The organism is Streptomyces sp. NPDC058683, assembly GCF_042716195.1.
Taxonomy (GTDB): domain Bacteria; phylum Actinomycetota; class Actinomycetes; order Streptomycetales; family Streptomycetaceae; genus Streptomyces.
In genome coordinates this window covers 197596-216511 of record NZ_JBHXSK010000008.1, presented here as the reverse complement: position 1 = coordinate 216511, position 18916 = coordinate 197596, and the positions used below count along the sequence as shown (strand labels likewise).

21 protein-coding genes are annotated in these 18916 nt (G+C 72.2%); 7 read left to right on the top strand and 14 right to left on the bottom strand.

Annotated features, from left to right (window positions below; translation table 11 throughout):
- Nucleotides 1–36 precede the first annotated feature (36 nt).
- The 8 genes from ACFWXC_RS11285 to ACFWXC_RS11250 all read right to left on the bottom strand — a co-directional run bounded on the left by ACFWXC_RS11285 (nucleotide 37) and on the right by ACFWXC_RS11250 (nucleotide 6468).
- A complete protein-coding gene (locus ACFWXC_RS11285) occupies nucleotides 37–438 on the bottom strand; it encodes a rhodanese-like domain-containing protein (RefSeq protein WP_384476603.1) in 402 nt (133 codons plus the stop codon).
- On the bottom strand, nucleotides 435–989 hold the full coding sequence (locus tag ACFWXC_RS11280; RefSeq protein WP_384476600.1) for a cysteine dioxygenase: 555 nt from the start codon (nucleotides 987–989) through the stop codon (nucleotides 435–437). Before ACFWXC_RS11280 ends, ACFWXC_RS11285 begins: the two co-directional genes overlap by 4 nt.
- 75 nt (nucleotides 990–1064) lie before the next feature.
- On the bottom strand, nucleotides 1065–1136 hold the full coding sequence (locus ACFWXC_RS11275) for a putative leader peptide (RefSeq protein WP_311737274.1): 72 nt from the start codon (nucleotides 1134–1136) through the stop codon (nucleotides 1065–1067).
- 78 nt (nucleotides 1137–1214) lie between these two features.
- Nucleotides 1215–2837, bottom strand: coding sequence for an FAD-dependent monooxygenase (locus ACFWXC_RS11270; protein WP_384476688.1), 1623 nt, complete (start codon nucleotides 2835–2837; stop codon nucleotides 1215–1217).
- A 235-nt stretch (nucleotides 2838–3072) separates the two neighbouring features.
- Nucleotides 3073–3981 carry an amino acid ABC transporter permease gene (locus tag ACFWXC_RS11265; RefSeq protein WP_384476598.1) on the bottom strand — a complete coding sequence of 303 codons (909 nt, stop codon included), beginning with the start codon at nucleotides 3979–3981 and terminating at the stop codon, nucleotides 3073–3075.
- Nucleotides 3978–4643 (bottom strand): amino acid ABC transporter permease, encoded by a 666-nt coding sequence (locus ACFWXC_RS11260; RefSeq protein WP_384476595.1) that lies wholly within the window; start codon nucleotides 4641–4643, stop codon nucleotides 3978–3980. The genes ACFWXC_RS11265 and ACFWXC_RS11260 overlap by 4 nt, the downstream gene beginning before the upstream one ends.
- 149 nt (nucleotides 4644–4792) lie before the next feature.
- Nucleotides 4793–5632 carry a glutamate ABC transporter substrate-binding protein gene (locus tag ACFWXC_RS11255; RefSeq protein ID WP_384476593.1) on the bottom strand — a complete coding sequence of 280 codons (840 nt, stop codon included), beginning with the start codon at nucleotides 5630–5632 and terminating at the stop codon, nucleotides 4793–4795.
- Nucleotides 5633–5691: 59 nt separating this feature from the next.
- Nucleotides 5692–6468: an amino acid ABC transporter ATP-binding protein gene (locus tag ACFWXC_RS11250; protein ID WP_351709814.1), complete on the bottom strand. Its 777-nt coding sequence runs from the start codon at nucleotides 6466–6468 to the stop codon at nucleotides 5692–5694.
- 319 nt (nucleotides 6469–6787) lie between these two features.
- Between ACFWXC_RS11250 and ACFWXC_RS11245 the strand changes: the two genes are divergently transcribed.
- Nucleotides 6788–7474, top strand: coding sequence for a response regulator transcription factor (locus tag ACFWXC_RS11245; RefSeq protein ID WP_384476590.1), 687 nt, complete (start codon nucleotides 6788–6790; stop codon nucleotides 7472–7474).
- A gap of 9 nt (nucleotides 7475–7483) precedes the next feature.
- Nucleotides 7484–8887 (top strand): sensor histidine kinase, encoded by a 1404-nt coding sequence (locus ACFWXC_RS11240; RefSeq protein ID WP_384476587.1) that lies wholly within the window; start codon nucleotides 7484–7486, stop codon nucleotides 8885–8887.
- 128 nt (nucleotides 8888–9015) lie between these two features.
- On the opposite strand, the gene ACFWXC_RS11235 is transcribed toward ACFWXC_RS11240, so the two are convergent.
- On the bottom strand, nucleotides 9016–10014 hold the full coding sequence (locus ACFWXC_RS11235) for a TAXI family TRAP transporter solute-binding subunit (RefSeq protein ID WP_384476584.1): 999 nt from the start codon (nucleotides 10012–10014) through the stop codon (nucleotides 9016–9018).
- Between the two features lie 97 nt (nucleotides 10015–10111).
- Here ACFWXC_RS11235 and ACFWXC_RS11230 point away from each other — a divergent pair, with 97 nt between their 5' ends.
- A complete protein-coding gene (locus ACFWXC_RS11230; protein WP_384476581.1) occupies nucleotides 10112–10522 on the top strand; it encodes a MazG nucleotide pyrophosphohydrolase domain-containing protein in 411 nt (136 codons plus the stop codon).
- Between the two features lie 7 nt (nucleotides 10523–10529).
- Here ACFWXC_RS11230 and ACFWXC_RS11225 read toward each other — a convergent pair whose 3' ends face one another.
- From ACFWXC_RS11225 to ACFWXC_RS11210, 4 genes are all read right to left on the bottom strand, one after another.
- Entirely contained in the window at nucleotides 10530–11960 is a 1431-nt protein-coding gene (locus tag ACFWXC_RS11225; RefSeq protein WP_384476579.1) for a hypothetical protein, read from the bottom strand.
- A 222-nt stretch (nucleotides 11961–12182) separates the two neighbouring features.
- Nucleotides 12183–12539, bottom strand: a complete 357-nt coding sequence (locus ACFWXC_RS11220; RefSeq protein WP_384476577.1) for a DUF6204 family protein — start codon at nucleotides 12537–12539, stop codon at nucleotides 12183–12185.
- Nucleotides 12540–12636: 97 nt separating this feature from the next.
- Complete coding sequence (locus ACFWXC_RS11215; protein ID WP_384476575.1) at nucleotides 12637–13191, bottom strand: histidine phosphatase family protein; 555 nt, start codon at nucleotides 13189–13191, stop codon at nucleotides 12637–12639.
- Nucleotides 13192–13362: 171 nt separating this feature from the next.
- Nucleotides 13363–14133, bottom strand: a complete 771-nt coding sequence (locus ACFWXC_RS11210) for an IclR family transcriptional regulator (RefSeq protein WP_384476572.1) — start codon at nucleotides 14131–14133, stop codon at nucleotides 13363–13365.
- A 76-nt stretch (nucleotides 14134–14209) separates the two neighbouring features.
- Here ACFWXC_RS11210 and ACFWXC_RS11205 point away from each other — a divergent pair, with 76 nt between their 5' ends.
- Genes ACFWXC_RS11205 through ACFWXC_RS11190 form a run of 4 tightly spaced genes read left to right on the top strand, consistent with a single transcriptional unit; the run spans nucleotide 14210 to nucleotide 18180 of the window.
- Complete coding sequence (locus tag ACFWXC_RS11205; protein WP_384476570.1) at nucleotides 14210–15376, top strand: cupin domain-containing protein; 1167 nt, start codon at nucleotides 14210–14212, stop codon at nucleotides 15374–15376.
- Nucleotides 15373–16212 (top strand): fumarylacetoacetate hydrolase family protein, encoded by an 840-nt coding sequence (locus ACFWXC_RS11200; protein ID WP_384476568.1) that lies wholly within the window; start codon nucleotides 15373–15375, stop codon nucleotides 16210–16212. Before ACFWXC_RS11205 ends, ACFWXC_RS11200 begins: the two co-directional genes overlap by 4 nt.
- Entirely contained in the window at nucleotides 16212–16892 is a 681-nt protein-coding gene (locus ACFWXC_RS11195; RefSeq protein ID WP_384476565.1) for a maleylpyruvate isomerase family mycothiol-dependent enzyme, read from the top strand. Before ACFWXC_RS11200 ends, ACFWXC_RS11195 begins: the two co-directional genes overlap by 1 nt.
- 28 nt (nucleotides 16893–16920) lie before the next feature.
- On the top strand, nucleotides 16921–18180 hold the full coding sequence (locus ACFWXC_RS11190; protein ID WP_384476562.1) for an FAD-dependent oxidoreductase: 1260 nt from the start codon (nucleotides 16921–16923) through the stop codon (nucleotides 18178–18180).
- On the opposite strand, the gene ACFWXC_RS11185 is transcribed toward ACFWXC_RS11190, so the two are convergent.
- Nucleotides 18163–18885, bottom strand: coding sequence for an IclR family transcriptional regulator (locus ACFWXC_RS11185; protein ID WP_384476559.1), 723 nt, complete (start codon nucleotides 18883–18885; stop codon nucleotides 18163–18165). The genes ACFWXC_RS11190 and ACFWXC_RS11185 overlap by 18 nt on opposite strands.
- Between the last annotated feature and the right edge of the window lie 31 nt (nucleotides 18886–18916).

Sequence of the window (18916 nt, the reverse complement as noted above, 5' to 3'; positions counted from 1 at the left end):
GGACTGACGTTCAAGGACCGGAGATCGGTGCCGTCGTCAGGGTGTGATCGGGAGGCCCGCTGCCTTCCAGGCCTGGAAGCCGCCGATCAGGTCTGTCGCGCGGTGCAGGCCCAGCTGGTGCAGGGAGGCGGCGGCGAGACTGGAGGCGTAGCCCTCGTTGCAGATCACGACTATCCGGAGGTCGTGGCCGGTGGCCTCGGGGGTCTTGTGGCTGCCCTGGGGGTCCAGGCGCCACTCCAGCTCGTTGCGCTCTATGACGAGGGCGCCCGGGATCACCCCGTCCCGCTCGCGCAGCGCCGCGTACCGGATGTCGACCAGCAGGGCGTCTCCGGTCCGCGCGGCCTCGTGCGCCTCGTGCGCCGCCACGCGCTGGTAGCCGGTCCGCACCCGCTCCAGCAACTCGTCGATGCCCACGGGGAGGTGTCCGGAGCCGCTCACTGCCAGTCCTCCGGGCGTTCGACCTGCTCCAGGCGCAGCACCGGTCCGCTGCGGCTGTAGCGGCGGATCCGCGGCAGCGGTGGGTAGTAGGCGTGGACGGAGACCGCATGGTGCTCGGTGGACTCGTTGAGCACCTCGTGGACGTGGTCGCGGCCGAAGGAGCGGCCCTTCCCGGCGGGCAGCCGGCGCTCGCGGTCGATGTCCTCGGAGAGTTCCAGGGTCTTCCAGCCGTCGGTGGGCAGCCGGGTGGCGAGGGAGTACTCCTTCAGCTCACCGGTGGCGGTGAGGAAGGCGCCGACCGACTCGGCGTGGTCGTGCCAGCCGGTGCCGGAACCGGGCGGCCAGCCGATCAGCCAGGCCTCGCTGCCGCCGGGACCGTCGAGCCGTACCCAGGTGCGGCCCTCCGGGTCGAGCGGGAGCGAGGAGACCAGCTCGGTGTCGGCGGCCGTACGCCGGACGAAGTCGAGGAGGTCCGCCTGGGTGGGCGCGGCGCCGGGCGCGGAGGCGGACGGAGAGACGGGGGAGGACGGGGTGGAGAGAGAAGCAGACACGTGCACCGTTCCTGATGAGGATTCGCCGAAGGGGGCGCAGACGGCGCCCCTGAGAAGGAAGGAGAAATAGCGAATTCAGCAGGACGGAAGACACACGCAGCCTGCGTAGCGGACCAGGTCGACATGGACCTTCCGCCACAGGCGCACAGTGGTGTCGTTCACGTTGCGGAGTACACCACGCCGGTGCGGGCGGGTCAACTCACCGTCAGCATGTGGACCGCGCGATCACCGCGCGCCGGATCCGGCCGGTGCCTCCGCCTCTGCTTCCCTCTTCTCCGGGTCCTTGCCGCCCAGCGTGGCCTCGGCGGCCGCGTACAGATCGGCCGGGCGGACCCCGTTGAGGGCGGTGACCAGATGGCCGTCGGGGCGCACGAGCAGCACGGAGTGCGCCGGCGCGCCCGGGTAGGCCTCGGCGACCAGCAGCTCGGCGGGGTGCGGCAGAGCGGTCACGGCCGCGGCGAGCCGGGGCATGATCCCGGCGGAGACCCAGTGCTTGCGGTCCCACACGCCCGTGCCGGGCGCGATGAGGACGACGAGCAGCGCACCGCGGCCGAGCCGTGAGCGCAGCTGTACGAAGGTGCCGTCCTCCGCGGTGACCCGGACGTCGGTGACCGGCGCCCCCGGCGGGGTGTCGACCGGGATCTCGTGCTCCAGGTGCCGGGGCGCGAGCGGCGACTCGGCGTACGTCCCCGGTGCCCCGAGCGGGCCGTGCCCCAGGTGACCGTCGGTGAGGAGCGCGTCGTGCCCCCGGGCCGTGCCGGGCACGATCCCGCGCAGCCCGCCACCGCCGCGCAGCACCGGCAGCACCTGGTCGGCGGCGCGCAGCCGGGCGGCGACCACCGCCCGCCGCTCGGTCTGGTAGCTGTCCAGCAGCGCCTCGTGCGGGCCGTGGTGCCAGGCCGGGGCCAGCTTCCAGGCGAGGTTGTCCGCGTCCCGCAGACCCTCCTCCAGCCCGTGCGTGCCGAACGCGCCGAGGAGGTGCGCCGCGTCCCCGGCGACGAACACCCGGCCCACCCGCCACCGGCGGGCGAGACGGTGGTGGACGGTGTGCACCCCGGTGTCGAGCAGGTCGTACGGCGGTGTGGTGCCGTCCGTCCAGCCCGCGAGGGTCTCGCGGATCCGGTTCACCAGGAGCTCGGGGGTGACCAGGTCCTTGCCGGGCGGCAGCAGCCAGTCCAGGCGCCAGGCGCCGTCCGGGAGGGGGCGGGCGGTCACCTCCCCGGCCGAGGGCCCGGACATCCGCCACGGCGGGGTCCGATGGAGCAACGCCTGACCGGGCCACGGAAGTTCCGTGCGCAGCGCGGCGACCGCGTGCCGCTCCACCGCCGTACGGCCCGGGAAGCGGATGTCCAGGAGCTTGCGCACGGTCGAGCGGGGGCCGTCGCAGCCCACCAGGTAACTGCCGCGCCACCAGGTGCCCTTGGGGCCACGGGTGTGCGCGGTGACACCGGAGCGCTCCTGCTCCACGGTGTCCAGCCGGCTGTCCGTGGCGACCCTGACCAGCGGCTGGTCGGTGATCGCGGCGCGCAGGGCGTTGGTGAGCGTGTGCTGGGCGATGTGCAGCGGGGACGGTTCGCCGGCGTCGTCGAAGACGACCTCCCGCATCACCTGCTTGCGGCGCATCGAGCGCCAGCCGGTCCAGCGGGTGCCCAGTTCGTCGAGCGGGGCGCCGGACAGCCGCGTCAGCAGGGCGGCGGTGTCCTCGCGCAGCACCACCGTGCGTGCCGGGCGCGGCTCGTCCTTGCCCGGGCCCTCGTCCAGGACGACGGACGGCACCTCCTGACGCGCCAGCGCCAGGGCGAGCGTAAGCCCGACGGGCCCCGCTCCGACGATGATCACCGGGTCCACGGCGCGGCGCCCCCTGCCCGTACGCAAGTCCCGACGGACACGGATGAACAGGTTGGTGGAGCAGGGTGCACGATCACAGAACGTATGCAACAGACTGGGCGCCACCCGGTCAAGCGGCGCACCCGGGGACACGCCAGCATGGCGGGCGCGCGGGCCCCGGAACCCGGGTGAAAAAGGGAGAGGCAGCGGCCGGGCAGCCGCTGCCTCCGTGTCTGTCATCCGGGTTGACCCGGTGTCAGGGGTTGGCGCCGCCCGCCCCCGTGGCGAAGGTGCCGGCGACCTCGCCCGCGTTGATGTCGTCGATGTCGGGGCCGAGGATCGCGCCCGTGCCGCGCTTGCTGCGCCGCAGTCGGCGCTCCAGCCAGGAGGCGAACGTGGTGAGGATGAGGTTCAGGACGATGAACACGACCGCCACGACGATGAAGCTTGGGATGACGTTGGCGTAGTTGGCGGCCAGGGTGCCGCGGGCGTTGAGCAGATCGGTGAACTGGAGCATCACACCACCCAGCGCGGTGTCCTTCACGATCACCACGAGCTGGCTGACGATGGCCGGCAGCATCACGGTGACCGCCTGCGGCAGCAGGATGCCGGTCATGGTCTGCCCCTTGCGCAGACCGATCGCGTACGCCGCCTCCGTCTGCCCCTTGGGCAGGGCCAGGATGCCGGCCCGTACCACCTCGGCGAGCACCGAGGCGTTGTAGAGCACCAGACCGGTGACGACCGCGTACAGCGGCCGTTCGTCACTGCCGACGTCGGTGGAGCGGACGTAGAACTCCATGGCGAACACCATCAGCAGCAGGACCGGGATCGCGCGGAAGAACTCCACGACGGCGCCTGCCGGGATGCGTATCCACGCGTGGTCGGACATCCGGGCTATGCCGAAGACCGCGCCCAGCGGAAGGGCGATGACCATGGCGAGGGCCGCGGCCTTGAGGGTGTTGCCGAGGCCGGGCAGCAGATATGTGGTCCACGCCTCGGAGGTGGTGAACGGCTGCCACAGGGCCCATTTCAGCTGGCCCTTGTCGTCCATCTTCTGCCAGACCCACCAGAGCAGGAGGGCGAGCAGCAGGACGAAGACGACGGAGAGGAGGACGTTGCGCCGCTTGGCGCGGGGCCCGGGGGCGTCGTACAGAACCGAGCTCATCGCTTCACCGCCAGGCGCTTGGCGAGCCAGCCGAGGATCAGGCCGGTCGGGAGGGTCAGGACCACGAAGCCGAAGGCGAAGACCGCGCCGATGGGCACCGTCTGGGCCTCGTTCTCGATCATCGTCTTCATCAGGGCGGCGGCCTCGACGACGCTGATGGCGGCGGCCACGGTGGTGTTCTTGGTCAGGGCGATCAGGACGTTGGCCAGCGGGTTGATCACCGCGCGGAAGGCCTGCGGCAGCACGATCAGCCGCAGGGTCTGCGTGAAGTTCAGCCCGATCGCGCGGGCCGCCTCGGCCTGTCCGACGGGCACGGTGTTGATGCCGGAGCGGATCGCCTCGCAGACGAAGGCCGCGGTGTAGGCGCTGAGACCGAGCACGGCCAGCCGGAAGCCCTGGACCTTGAAGTCGTGGGCGCCCAGGGTGACGCCGAAGATGTCGGCGAGACCGAGCGAGGTGAAGATGATGATGACCGTCAGGGGGATGTTCCGGACGATGTTGACGTAGGCCGTGCCGAACCCGCGCATCAGCGGGACCGGGCTGACCCGCATCGCGGCCAGCAGGGTGCCCCAGACCAGGGAGCCCACGGCGGAGAAGACGGTCAGTTTCACCGTCGTCCAGAACGCCCCTAGGACGTCGTAGCCTTGAAGAAAGTCGAACACGATTTCCCGCGCTTCCGGGTGTGTGGCGTAGGTGGAGGGCATGGCGTGCCGCCGCCAGGGGAAGCGGTGGCGGCGGCGCGCCCGAGGAACCGTGCGACCTGCCGGATCCCTGCGTCGGCGGAGCTCCGCGGGGCGCGCGGAACCACGCCTTACTTGACGATCACGCCGACCTTCGGGGCGGGCTCGTTCTTGTACTCGGCCGGGCCGAAGTTGGCGTCGACCGCCTTCTGCCAGGAGCCGTCGCTGACCATCTTCTCCAGCGCCGTGTTGATCTTGTCGAGGGTCGCGGAGTCGCCCTTCTTGACGCCGACGCCGTAGTTCTCGTTGCTCAGCTTCAGGCCCGCGAGCTTGAACTGGCCCTTGTACTTGTCCTGTGAGGCGAAGCCCGCGAGGATCGAGTCGTCCGTGGTCACGGCGTCGACGGAGCCGCTCTGCAGGCCGGCGATGCACTCCGAGTAGGTGCTGACCTCCTTGAGGTTGGCCTTCGGGGCGATGGAGTCGTGGAGGTTCTGCGCCGAGGTCGAACCGGTCACCGAGCAGAGGTTCTTGCCGTTGAGGTCGGTGCCCTTGGTGATCGTCGAGGCCTTCTTGACCAGCAGGTCCTGGTGGGCCAGCAGGTACGGACCGGCGAAGTCCACCTTCTGCTTGCGCTCGTCGGTGATCGAGTAGGTGGCCGCGATGAACTTCACGTCACCACGCGCGAGGGCGTTCTCGCGGTCGGCGCTCTTGGTCTGCACGAACTCGATCTGGTCCGGCTTGTAACCGAGCTGCCCGGCGACGTACGTGGCCACGTCCACGTCGAAGCCCGAGAAGGAGCCGTCGGGCTCCTGGAGGCCCAGACCGGGCTGGTCGTACTTGATGCCGATCTTGATCTTGCCGCCGCCCGACGAACCGCTGTCGTCGTCCTTGTCGCCGCTGCCGCACGCCGTGGCGGACAGGGCGAGCGCGAGCACGGCGGCCGAGGCGGCGGTGACCTTGCGGAGCTGCATGATGAACATCCCTCGTTTTGGTGAAGACGGCTGGGAAAGGAAGCGGGTCCTGCGGCGTCTCAGTGGTGCAGGATCTTCGACAGGAAGTCCTTGGCCCGGTCGCTGCGCGGGTTGCTGAAGAACTGGTCGGGCGTGGCCTGTTCGACGATCCGGCCGTCGGCCATGAAGACCACCCGGTTCGCGGCCGACCGCGCGAAGCCCATCTCGTGAGTGACGACGATCATCGTCATGCCGTCCCGGGCCAGCTGCTGCATGACCTCCAGGACCTCGTTGATCATCTCGGGGTCGAGGGCCGAGGTCGGCTCGTCGAAGAGCATGACCTTCGGGTCCATCGCCAGCGCCCGCGCGATCGCCACGCGCTGCTGCTGGCCGCCGGAGAGCTGTGCGGGGTACTTGTCGGCCTGGGTGCCCACGCCGACCCGGTCGAGCAGGGCGCGGGCCTTCTCCTCGGCCTGCTTCTTGCCCGCCCTGCGGACCTTCACCTGACCGAGCATCACGTTCTCGAGCACCGTCTTGTGCGCGAAGAGATTGAAGGACTGGAAGACCATGCCGACGTCGGCGCGCAGCCGGGCCAGCTCCTTGCCCTCCTGGGGCAGCGCCTTGCCGTCGATCGTGATCGTTCCGGAGTCGATGGTCTCCAGACGGTTCACGGTGCGGCACAGAGTCGACTTACCGGACCCGGAGGGCCCGATCACCACGACGACCTCGCCGCGGGCGATCGTCAGGTCGATGTCCTGGAGCACGTGCAACGCGCCGAAGTGCTTGTTGACGCTCTTCAGGACGACCAGTTCGCCGGTCCCGGCCACATCTTCCTTGGCCACCGATACTTCGGTCATCGCTATCGGGCTCCGTCCTCCTCGGTTGCGGAGGAATGTATTTGGCGCGAATGACCAGCGTCATTACATCTGAGGGAGATCTGAGCATCACGATCCGATAGCCTTCGGGCACATGTCGTAGCAGCCGTGGCCTGTGCGCGTATCGGCCGGGTAACGGAACCCGCGCGCCGCCGGAACCCACTTGACGCCGTCGTCGTCCATCAGCGTGACTGCCATCGTGCACGCGCGCGTACGCGCGCTTTCTACAAGGCACAGGTTTTTCGCGGGCAAGCGGAGAACGAACCAGGACGAAACGACCGCTGAACCGGAGGGGGCCGGGATGAGACTGCTGCTCGTCGAGGACGACAACCACGTCGCCGCCGCACTCTCCGCGGTCCTGGCCCGGCACGGGTTCTCCGTCACCCACGCCCGCAGCGGCGAGGAGGCCCTCCAGGCCCTCGTCCCCGAGAGCGACGGCTACGACGTCGTCCTGCTCGACCTCGGACTGCCCGACCAGGACGGTTACGAGGTCTGCGGCAAGATCCGCAAACGCACCAGCACCCCGGTCATCATGGTCACCGCCCGCGCCGACGTCCGCTCCCGCATCCACGGCCTCAACCTGGGCGCCGACGACTACGTGGTGAAGCCGTACGACACCGGGGAACTGCTCGCCCGGATCCACGCCGTCAGCCGGCGCACCCACCACGAGGACGGCCCGGCCGGTGGCGACGACGCGCTCCGGCTCGGCCCCGTCCACATCGAACTGCCCACCCGCCAGGTCAGCGTGGACGGCACGGTCGTCCAGCTCACCCGCAAGGAGTTCGACCTGCTGGCGCTGCTCGCCCAGCGGCCCGGCGTGGTCTTCCGCCGGGAACAGATCATCAGCGAGGTCTGGCGCACCAGCTGGGAGGGCACCGGACGCACCCTGGAGGTGCATGTCGCCTCCCTGCGCGCGAAGCTGCGCATGCCCGCGCTCATCGAGACCGTACGCGGCGTGGGTTACCGGCTCGTCGCCCCGGCCGCGTAGCGGGGACGGGTGAGTACACGTCTCCTCCCGCTGCTCATCGTCCTGCTGGCGGCCGTCCTGCTCGCGCTCGGCATCCCCCTCGCCGCCAGCGTGGCCGCCGCCCAGCAGCAGAAGGTCGTTGTGGACCGGATCGACGACACCGCGCGGTTCGCGGCCCTCGCCCAGTTCGTCACCGACGCGTCCACCACGTCCCGCCCCACGGGGACCGACGAGCGCCGGCAGACCCTCCGCCGCGAACTCGCCAGCTACTACGGCGTCTACGGCATCCGTGCGGGCGTCTTCTACCGCAACGCGTCCTCCATGGCCAATGCGCCCGACGACTGGGTCCTGCCGAAGACGGGCGAGGTGCGCGAGGCATACGACGAGGCGCTGCTCAGCCGGCGCAGCCATGACCCGCGGCAGGTGTGGCCCTGGCAACGTACCCGGCTCGTGGTGGCCTCGCCGGTGATCCGTGACGGTGACGTGGTCGCCGTGGTGGTCACCGACTCGCCCACCGGGCCGATGCGTTCACGGACCCTGCGCGGCTGGCTGTTCATCGGCGCCGGCGAGATCGCCGCGATGCTGCTCGCCGTCGGCGCGGCGCTGCGGCTGACCGGGTGGGTGCTGCGGCCCGTCCGGGTGCTCGACGCCACCACCCACGAGATCGCCAGCGGCCGGCTCAAGTCCCGGGTCGCGGCGGCCGGCGGTCCGCCGGAACTCAGACGGCTGGCCCGTGCGTTCAACGAGATGGCGGACAACGTCGAGGACGTGCTGGAGCAGCAGCGGGCGTTCGTCGCCGACGCCTCCCACCAGCTGCGCAACCCGCTGGCCGCGCTGCTGCTGCGCATCGAACTGCTCGCCCTCGAACTCCCCGAGGGCAACGAGGAGATCGCCTCGGTGCGCACCGAGGGCAAGCGGCTCGCCCAGGTCCTGGACGACCTGCTCGACCTCGCGCTGGCCGAGCACGCCGAGGCGGACCTGATGCTGACGGACGTCGGGCGGCTGGCGGCGGAGCGGGTCGCGGCGTGGGCGCCGGCCGCGGCGGCGAAGGGGGTCCGGCTGAGCGGTGAGTGCCCGGCGACCACCGGGTGGGCCGATCCGATAACGCTGTCCAGCGCGCTGGACGCGGTGATCGACAACGCGGTGAAGTTCACGCCGGAGGGGGGCGTGGTGGAGGTGGACGTCGCGCCCGACGGTGCCAGGGCGACGGTCGTGGTGACCGACACGGGGCCGGGGCTGACCGATGAGGAACTCGCCCGGGTCGGCGACCGGTTCTGGCGCAGTGGGCGGCATCAGAACGTGAAGGGGTCGGGGCTGGGGCTGTCGATCACGCGGGCGCTGCTGGCGGCGGGTGGGGGCGCCATCGCGTACGAGCACCATGCGCCGAGCGGACTGCGGGTCACGGTGGCGGTTCCGAGGGATTCATCCGGGTGAGGGGGTGAAGCACGGTCGGACGGCGGTCGAGTGCCGGCTGCCGGTCGGCGGGGGCCTGTCGCGCCCACGCGGCGGAGCCGCACCTCGGATACAGCCCCGCGCCCGTCGGGGCGCTTCGATCAGGGCGTTCACGGTTTCACCGAGCGGTAGTACCGTCGTGCGCCCTCCTGCAAGGGCAGGGGGTCCGTGTAGATCGCCGTGCGGAGGTCCACCAGTTGGGCCGAGTGGACGTGGGCACCGATGTCGTCGCGGCTCTTGATGACCGTGCGGGTCACCCACTCGGTGAGGCGTGGGTCCATGTCCTTGCGGGTCATGAGGAGGTTGGAGACCGCGATCGTCGCCACCGTCGTGCCCTTCTGCACCGACGGGTACGCCGACTCGGGCATGTTGGTCGCCCGGTAGTAGCGCGCGGCCTCGCCCTCGGAGTGCAGCTTGTCGACGAGACTGCCGTCTATCGGCACAAAGGTGAAACCGAACTTCTTCGCGAGGTCCAGCAGTCCCTTGGTGGGCAGCCCGCCCGACCAGAAGAACGCGTCGATCTTGCCGCGCCGCAGCTCGTCCGGGCCGGTGTCGATGCCCTCTGCCACCGGGGTGACGTCCTTCGCGGGGTCGATCCCGGCGGCCCTGAGCACCCGGTTGGCGATCAGCCGCACACCCGAGTTGGGCAGTCCTATCGCCACCCGCTTGTGCCGCAGCTGGGCGATGCTGGTGATGTCCGAGTCACGCCGCACGGCGATCTGGACGTAGTCGTCGTAGAGCCGCGCCACCCCCCGCATCCGGTCGGCCCCCCGGCCGCCGTTCAGTTGATACGTCTCCACCGCGTCGGCCGCCGCGATGGTGAAGTCGGCCTGACCGTTCGCCACCCGCCGCACGTTCTCGTACGACCCGGCGCTCTGGACCAGTTTCACCTTCAGGCCCGGCATGTCCCGGCCCAGCTCGGTGCGCAGCCGCTCGCCGTACTCCTGGTAAACCCCGGCCAGCGTCCCGGTGCTGAAGGTGATCGTCCCGGTCGGCGGCTCCTCGCCCAGCGGCAGCAGCCACCACAGCAGCAGGCCGAACGCGACGAAGCCGGCGGCCGAGCCCTGGAGCGCGCGGCGCCTGCCGATACGGGGGAACACCATTGACATGCGCGCGATCCTGCCAGCCGGTCCCGCTCCTGACCAGGGCCGGGCCCGGACGGCGGACCGGGAGGGAGTGTCAGTGGCGGCGGCTAGAGTCGTTCGCATGACCAGCTCCTCGCCCGCCCGCCTCGTCCGAGAGTTCCACCACACCTTCGGTCTGGACGCCCGCACCACGCCGGCCGAGGTGTCTCCCGAGCTGGCCGCGCACCGGGGGGAGTTGCTCGCCGAGGAGGCCGCGGAGGTCGCCGAGGTGGCGGTCGACGGGCCCCTCGACCGGCTCGCGCACGAACTGGCGGACGTGGTCTACGTGGCGTACGGCACCGCGCTGGTGCACGGCATCGACCTCGACGCGGTGATCGCCGAGATCCACCGGTCCAACATGAGCAAGCTGGGGCCCGACGGGCAGGTCGCCCGCCGGGCCGACGGAAAGGTGCTGAAGGGCGAGCACTACCGGGCGCCGGACGTCTCGGCCGAGCTGCGCCGCCAGGGCTGGATACCGGGCGACGCGGACTGACCCGGGCTCAGAGGGTGCCGCCCGCCAGCTTCCACTCGCGGTGCAGGGCGCCCAGCGGGATGCTCCGCTGCAACACCGGCGTACCGAAGATCGACAGCTGGAGGCGCAGGGTGCCGGAGAGGTCGACGCCGCCGTAGAGGTTCCAGGCGCCGTGGGCGTCCGCACCCGGGGTCGCGGAGGTGGCGGTGACCGTGCCGGAGGCCTCGCCGCGCAGGTAAGGGGCCAGATCGGCGGTGACGCCGACGGTGCCGTAGAGGCCGACCGAGGCCTCGGCGCCCAGCGCGGTCTTGACGCCGCCGGCGGTGGTCACCGAGGTGCGCACCGGCGTGCTCGTCATGTCGGAGCTGCTCACCGGCGTCCAGCCCTCGGCCGTGCCGAAGGAGCCGCCCGCCTTGAAGTCGCCCTTGAGGCTCTGCTCCACATCGACGGTGATCCTGCCGTCGCCGCTGATCTGGAGATAGCAGGTCAGGTCGAGGTTGACCACGACGGGGACCGGGCCGACCTGGAGGACGGGGTCGGCGTGCAGCTTGGCGAAGGGGATGCGCAGCGGGGTGGCCGTGCTCGCCGCGGCCCGGCCCCTGACCGCCCAGCCCGAGTCCCAGTCGCCGGACACGCCGAGGTAGGCGGAGCCGGGCGCGGTGCCGGTGCCCGCGCCGCCGTAGGCGAAGTCGACCTGCGGGGCGACCTGGACGAAGCCGGACACCGAGGCCGAGGCGGAGGCCGGAGCGCCGGTGGCGGTCGGGACCTCGGCGCTGACGTCCAGCCGGAGGCTGCCGAGCGGCACGGTGGCGCCCGCCGGGCCGACGTGCACATCACCGGACTTGGCCCAGGACACCTTGACGTCGGGCAGCAGCTTGTCCACGTCGAAGGCGTCCGGATCGACCGGCACGGTGCCCTTCGCCGTGTCGTCGCCGAGCAGGGCGTCGAGCGTGGCGGGGGCGGTCTGCACCTCGGTGCCCTCGTCGGTCTCGCCGATCACCTTGGTGACCTTGGCCAGCAGTCCGTCCGGGGCGCCGGGAGCGGGGGCACTGGCGATCACATCACCGACGGCGGCCTGTCCGGTCGCGGCCGACGCCGACGGAGACGCCGATGGCGATGTCGATGTCGAGGGGCTGGGGGAGACGGTCGGGGATGCCGAAATCCCCTTGGCCGCCTTGGATATGACGGCTCGCCGGGTCTTGCTGTCGTACGAGCTGACGGTGAGCGTGGTGCGGTGCGCCGGGCGGCCCGAACCCGCCGAACCGGCGGCCGCGGTCGTGGTGGCGGCGGGCGCGGCGGCGACGGCGAGGACCTGGCCGTCCGTGCGGGCGTCGGCGGCGGTGGTGGTGTCGTCGGAGGCCCGGGCGGTCTCCTGGGCGCGGTCCCCGGCGGAGCTCTGGTGCTGGGGTGCGGAGCAGCCCACGGCGAGAAGGAGGGCGGTCACGGCGAAGGCGGGCATGAGGGCATGCCCGGGCCTCGTGCGTCTGCGCAAGGTCAGTCCTGAGGGTGGGGGGTGACGAAGAGGCACCGACAATGGCTACCGACGGGTAGAACCGGCCGGTAACTCGGTGCGGCCCCGAGCATGCCACGCCCGCGGACACCTGGCCTCCACAATCCGGCCACAGCCCAACGTGACCTGAACCACGGCGACTTCAGGCCGCCGTGGCCGTTTCCTGGAAGGTCAGCCCTGCTGCGCGGCCGCCCGGCGCTGCCGCTTGCCGAGGGGAGCCTGGGAGAGGTCCTCCGCCCTGGACCGGAGGTTCTTGTAGCCGTAACCGCGCTCGCCCAGCCACGCCCTGGCCGCCTCCTCGGCGCGTTCGGTGGCCTCCAGGATGTCCTCCTCTTCCTCCCCGGTGTCCAGGAAACGGAAGGTGAAGGCGGTCCGTGCGGCGATGTCGTAACTCAGATGGCCCTCGCGGGTGAAGGCCGCGCGCAGCACGTCGTGGTCGGCGGCCCGGGACAGCAGCTCGGCGCGCTGCTCGGTGCTGAGGCCGTCGAAGACGCCGCGGACGGTGACGCGGAAGGTGCGGGTGGTCATGCCGCGACCCTAGGCAGGGCAGGGCGCGCCGTTCCAGCGGATTTACGGCACCCCGCCGGCCTGGCCGGCCGCAGGTTCCAGCGGCCGGCCCGCCCCCTTAGCCGCCGGCCTGGCCGAGCCGGAGGTTCCAGCGGCCCGGGCCGCCGGTGACCTCCGTTGCCGCCAGCGGCGGGACGTCCACGCGCCAGAACGCCGTCTCGGGCGCCCCGAGCGCGTGCAGCGCCACGGCCCGTACCACCTCCGGCTCCACCACCGCGATCGTCCGGCCGGTCGTGCGGCCCGTCGCCTCCAGCCACTCGGTGACCCGCGCGCAGAACTCCCGTACCGATTCGCCTCCGTGCGGTGCGGTTCCCGGCTCGGACAGCCACCTGACCAGCGCCTCGGGTTCGGCGGTGCTGACCTCCTCCAGCGTCCGGCCCCGCCAGCGGCCCGCGTCAAGGCCGGCCAGGCCGGGCTCCGCCGAGGCGTCCAGGCCAAGGGCGGCCGCCGTCTCACGGCAGCGCACGCTGGGGGAGCTGACCGCCCGGCCGGCGGGCAGCGGCAGCGGCAGCGCCACCGACTCCGGGTTCTCGATGGAGTCGCCGTCGTCGAAGCGGGCCCGCCGCAGCGAGGGGGTGATCGCCGGGGCTATGAGGATGACTCGGCAGGTCACGGGGCGGTTCCTCCTGGGGCGTCCATCGCGTACGGGTGCCGGACGCGCACGACAGTACGCCGTGCGGCGCCCGGACCGGCACGGCACCCACACCCGTACCGGCCCACCGCCCCGCGCGTATCGGCCCACCGCTCCGCGCGTACCGGCCGCGCCGCCGTGAGCCGGGCGGCCCTAGGCGGACAGCTCCCCCTCGATCTCCCGAGCCACTCCGGCCAAGGTCGCCACCAGCGTCCCCAGCCGGTCCTTTTCGTAGCGCACGCTCGGCATCGACACCGAGACCCCCGCCACCGCCCTCCCGTCCGCCCCCCGCACCGGCACCCCCACCGCCACCAGCCCCCGCTCCGAGCGCTCCCGGTTCACGGCGAAGCCGCCCCGGCGCGCCCGCGCCAGCTCTCTGCGCAGTGCCCCGAGGTCCGGGCGCTCACCCGGCCGGTCCCGGTACCGCTCCTCGGCGTACACCTCCGCCAGCTCCTCCTCCGGCAGCTCGGCCAGCAGCAGCAAGCCGCCCGTGGTCCGGTGGGCCGGGAACACCATCCCTTCCCGGGACCCCACCCGCAGCGCCTGCCGGCACTCCGCACTGGCGATGAACCGGACGGAGTCGCCCGTGCGGATGACGAGGTTGGCCGTCTCCTCGACCAGTTCCATCAGCCGGTGCAGATGCGGCAGCGCGATCGCCCGCAGCCGGGACACCGCCGACTGCGAGTGCGCGGCCAGCTCCAGGACGGGCCCGGCCCGGTAGACCCGGTCCTCGCCCTGCACGGCGAAGTCCCGGTACACGAGCATCGCCAGCAGCCGGTGCGCGGTCGACCGGGCCACGCCCAGCCGCCCGGCGACCTGCGACACGGTCAGGCCGCCCTCCAACTGGAGCATCGCCGCGGCCCGCAGCGCGTGGTCGACGCTGGTGATGGCGTACGGCGGCGGATTCTTCAGCGGCTTGTCCATGACCCAAGGGTGACACGGCATTCTGCTGTCCAGAATCTCCATGTCTTCCAGATGAACACGGCGCACCCTGAGGACTGTGACGCAGACCTACACCTCAGAGCACGCCACGGACTCCCCGGTCCGCCTCCAGGCCGTCTCGGCACCGGGTCAGCCCGAGGTCACCCCGGCCCTCGAAGAGCTGTACCGGGGCTTCGAACAGGAACTCCTCGTCCCCCTGTGGACCGAGATCGGCGATCTGATGCCGGCCCGTCCGCGGTCCCGGGCCGTGCCCCACCTCTGGCGCTGGGAACAGCTGCGGGCGCTGGCCGCACGGGCCGGCGACCTGGTCCCGGTGGGCCGGGGCGGCGAGCGCCGGGCCATCGCGCTGGCCAACCCGGCGCTCGGCGGCCGCCCCTTCGCCACCCCGACGCTGTGGGCCGCGATCCAGTACCTGATGCCCGGCGAGGACGCCCCCGAGCACCGCCACACCCAGCACGCCTTCCGGTTCGTGGTGGCGGGCGAGGGCGTGTGGACGGTCGTCGGCGGCGACCCGGTCGCCATGCGGCGCGGCGACTTCCTGCCGCAGGCGGGCTGGAACTGGCACGCCCACCACAACGCCACCGCCGAACCGATGGCCTGGATCGACGGGCTGGACATCCCGTTCCAGTACGTCACCGACGCCCAGTTCTTCGAGTTCGGCCGGGACGAGATCAGTGACGCCGAACGCACGACCCCAAAGCGGTCGCGGTCCGAGCGGCTGTGGGGCCACCCGGGCCTGCGGCCGGTCGCGGCCGGCCGGCTCACCCCCGGCTCGCCCCTGCTGGCGTACCGCTGGGAGCACACCGACCGCGCCCTCGCCGACCAGCTCGCCCTGGAGTCCGAAGGCTTCGCCGGCACCGTCGGGCCCGGTCACGCGGCCGTCCGCTTCACCGACCCGGCGAGCGGCGCCGACGTGCTGCCGACCCTGCGCGCCGAGATGCACCGCATCACCCGTGGCACCGAGACCGCCCCCGTCCGGGAGACGGGCTCCTCCGTCTACCAGGTCTTCGACGGCTCCGGCACCGTCACCGTCGGCGAGACGTCCTGGTCGGTGACGCGCGGCGACCTGTTCGCCGTCCCCTCCTGGCAGCCGCTGTCCATCCGCTCCGAGGCCGGTGCCACCGACTCCGACTCCGGCGCCCTGGACCTGTTCCGGTTCAGCGACTCTCCCGTCTTCGAGGCCCTCCGGCTCGACCGCACCCAGGTGGAAGGAACCCCCCGATGAAGCTCGCGACCCTCCGCACCGGCGGCACGACCAGGGCCGTACGGCTCGACGGCGAGACGCTGGTCGACCTCGGCCTCCCGGACGTGGGCGCCCTGCTGCGCCAGGACGGCTGGCCGGAGTCGGCCGCCGCCGCGACCGGGCCGACCTATCCGGTGGCCGGCGCCGACTTCGCGCCCGTCGTCCCCTCCCCCTCCAAGGTGGTGTGCGTCGGTCTCAACTACCGCAACCACATCCAGGAGATGGGCCGCGACCTGCCCGAACACCCCACCCTCTTCGCCAAGTTCGCGGACAGCCTGATCGGGGCGGGCGACGACATCGTGCGGCCCGACGAGACCGGGCAGCTCGACTGGGAGGCCGAACTGGCCGTCGTGGTCGGGCAGCCGGTACGGCGGGCCCGCGGGGCGGCGGCCGAGTCGGCGATCGCCGGGTTCACCGTCCTGAACGACATCACCTGCCGGGACTGGCAGTTCCGCACCCGGGAGTGGCTCCAGGGCAAGACGTGGGACTCCAGCACACCGGTCGGGCCCTGCCTCGTCACCCCGGACGAGCTGCCGGGCGGCGTCCGCCCGGCCCTCGGCGTACGGCTGCTCGTCGACGGCGAGCTGATGCAGTCCGACTCCACCGGGGACCTGCTCTTCGACCCGGTCGCGCTGGTGGAGTACGTGTCGACGGTGATCCGGCTCAACCCCGGGGACATCATCGCCACCGGTACGCCCGGCGGTGTCGGCCACGCCCGCGAGCCGCAGCGCTTCCTGACCGGCGGCGAGAGTGTCGTCACGGAGATCGAGGGCATCGGGCGGCTGGCCAACCGGGTCGTACGGGAGACGTCCGCCTGATGGGCCGTACCCTCGCGGACGCCCGGCACTGGGTCAGGTTCGGCACCGAGCTGTTCGTCCGGGCCGCCGAGGAGGGCCCGGACGGGCCCAGCACGCTGCCCGGCTGGACCCGCAGGCACCTGGTCGCCCATGTGGCCGCCAACGCCGACGCGCTGGGCAACCTCGTGCACTGGGCCGCCACCGGCGAACCGACCCCGATGTACTCCTCGCCCGGGGAACGCGCCGCCGGCATCGAGCACGGTGCCCGGCGGCCCGCCGCCGAACTCACCGCGTGGCTGCGGCTGTCCGCCGACGCCCTCGCCACCGCCATGGACGCGCTCGACGACGGCCAGTGGCGCTCGCCGGTCGTGACCGCGCAGGGCCGCACCGTGCCGGCCACCGAACTGCCCTGGCTGCGCGCCCGCGAGGTGTGCGTACACGCCGTCGACCTGGGCACCGGGGTCTCCTTCGCGGACCTGCCGGCCGGCTTCCTCGCCGCGCTCTGCGACGACGTGGTCGGCAAGCGGGCCGCCGCGGCGACCGGCCCGGCCCTGATCCTGACGGCCGCCGGCCACCGCTGGGAACTGCCCGGCGCGGACGGACCGGCCGAGCTCACCGGCGGACTCCCCGAGATCGCCGCCTACCTCACCGGACGCCCGGCCGCCGTCGACGGCGCGCCCGTCCTGACCCCCTGGCTCTGAGCCCGCACCGGTACTCAAGGAAGAGACCATGACCGCATCCACACCCCCCAACGGCCCGCGCCACCCCGACGTTCTCGTCGTCGGCGGTGGGATCGGCGGCCTCAGCACCGCGTTCGCCCTCGCCCGGACCGGACTGCGGGTGCGCGTCCTCGAACGCGCCGAGGAGTTCGGCGAGGTCGGTGCCGGCATCCAGCTGGCGCCGAACTGCACCCGCATCCTCGACGACTACGGCCTGCTCGACGAGGCCAGGACCCTCGGCGTGATCCCCGAGACCATGGTGATGCGCGACGCCCTGGACGCCCGCGAACTCACCCGGCTCGACCTGGCCGACCTGGAACGCCGTTACGGCTACCCGTACCTGGTCATCCACCGCAGCGACCTGCACGCCCTCTTCCTGCGCGCCTGCCGGGCAGCCGGCGTCGAACTCCGCACCGGCCGGCAGGTCGTGGCGTACGAGAACACCGGCGCCGGGGCCCGGATCCGGCTGGCGGACGGCCGTACCGAACGGGCCCCGCTGGTCGTCGCGGCCGACGGGCTGCACTCCGTGGCACGGCGCGAACTGGTCGGCGACGACGTGGTCAGCTCGCGCTATGTCGCCTACCGGGCCGCCGTGCCCATCGAGCAGGTGCGGGGCAACGGGGTCGCGGAGAAGGACGTCGTCGTGTACGTCGGGCCGCGCTGCCACTTCGTGCAGTATCCGCTGCGCGGTGGGGAGATGCTCAACCAGGTCGCCGTCTTCGCGTCGCCGTCGGCCGAGGCGGGCGGCACGGGCTGGGGCGGCCCCGGGGAACTCGACGCGGCCTTCGAGGCGACCTGCGACACCGTCCGCCGGGGGATCCCGCTGATGTGGCGCGACCGCTGGTGGCAGATGCTCGACCGGGACCCGGTGGACACCTGGGTGCACGGCAGGATCGCCCTGCTCGGCGACGCCGCCCACCCGCCGCTGCAGTACATGGCACAGGGCGCGATCATGGCCATCGAGGACGGCTGGGTGCTCGCCCACCACCTCACCCGGTCCGCCTCCGACTGGGACGCGGCCCTCGCCGCCTACCAGGCGGTCCGTGTCGAGCACTGCCGCCGGGTACAGACCACCGCCCGCGCCTGGGGCGACCTCTGGCACCTCGACGGCGAGCGACGGCTCCGCCGCAACGCGATCATGCGGGCCCGCGACCCGTACGACTACGGCTTCACCGACTGGGTGTACGGCCCGACCGCCCTGACCCCCGACCAGGAACCGGCGATGTTCACACCGATCCCGCTGACTTCGGCGTCACCGGCCGGAGCGTAGCGCCCGGGACAGGCCCAGGGCCGCTGTTCGTACCGCCGGTGCCAGTTGGGCGGGGCGGAAACGGTCGCACGGTACGGCCACCGAGAGGGCCGCTACCGCCGTGGGGCCGGCGAAGACGGGGGCCGCGATGCAGCTGACGCCCGGTGCGGCCTCTTCCTCCTCGTAGGCCAGGCCGGCGACCTGGGCCTGTTCGACCGCCGTGCGCAGCCGGCCGGGGTCGGTGACGGAGTGCGGGGTGAGGCGGGGGAGCGGCCCGGCGAGCACCTCCTCGACCAGGTCGGGGCCCGAGAACGCCAGCAGCGCCTTGCCGACCCCCGTGCAGGTCAGCGGGAGCCGGCCGCCGATGCGGGACGGCAGCCGCAGCGCGTCGTGGCCGTGGATGCGCTCGACGTAGACCACCTCGTGGCCCTCGCGCACGCCCAGGTGCACGGTCTCGTGCGTGGCCTCGAAGAGGTCCTGGAGGAACGGCAGGGCCGCCTCGCGGAGATCGTGCCGGCGCGGCACCAGCGAGCCCAGTTCGAAGAGGGCGCCGCCGAGCCGGTAGGTCTCCCCGTCCCGTTCCAGCAGGCCGAGCCGGACCAGCTCGGCGCAGAGCCGGAACACGGTGGTCTTGGACAGCTTGGACCGCTCGGTCAGTTCCGTGAGGCGGAACGCGCCGCCGTCCGGGCGGTAGCAGTCCAGAACCGCCATCGCCTTGTCGAGCATGTTTCCCTGACCACTGTTCCGTACCACGGAA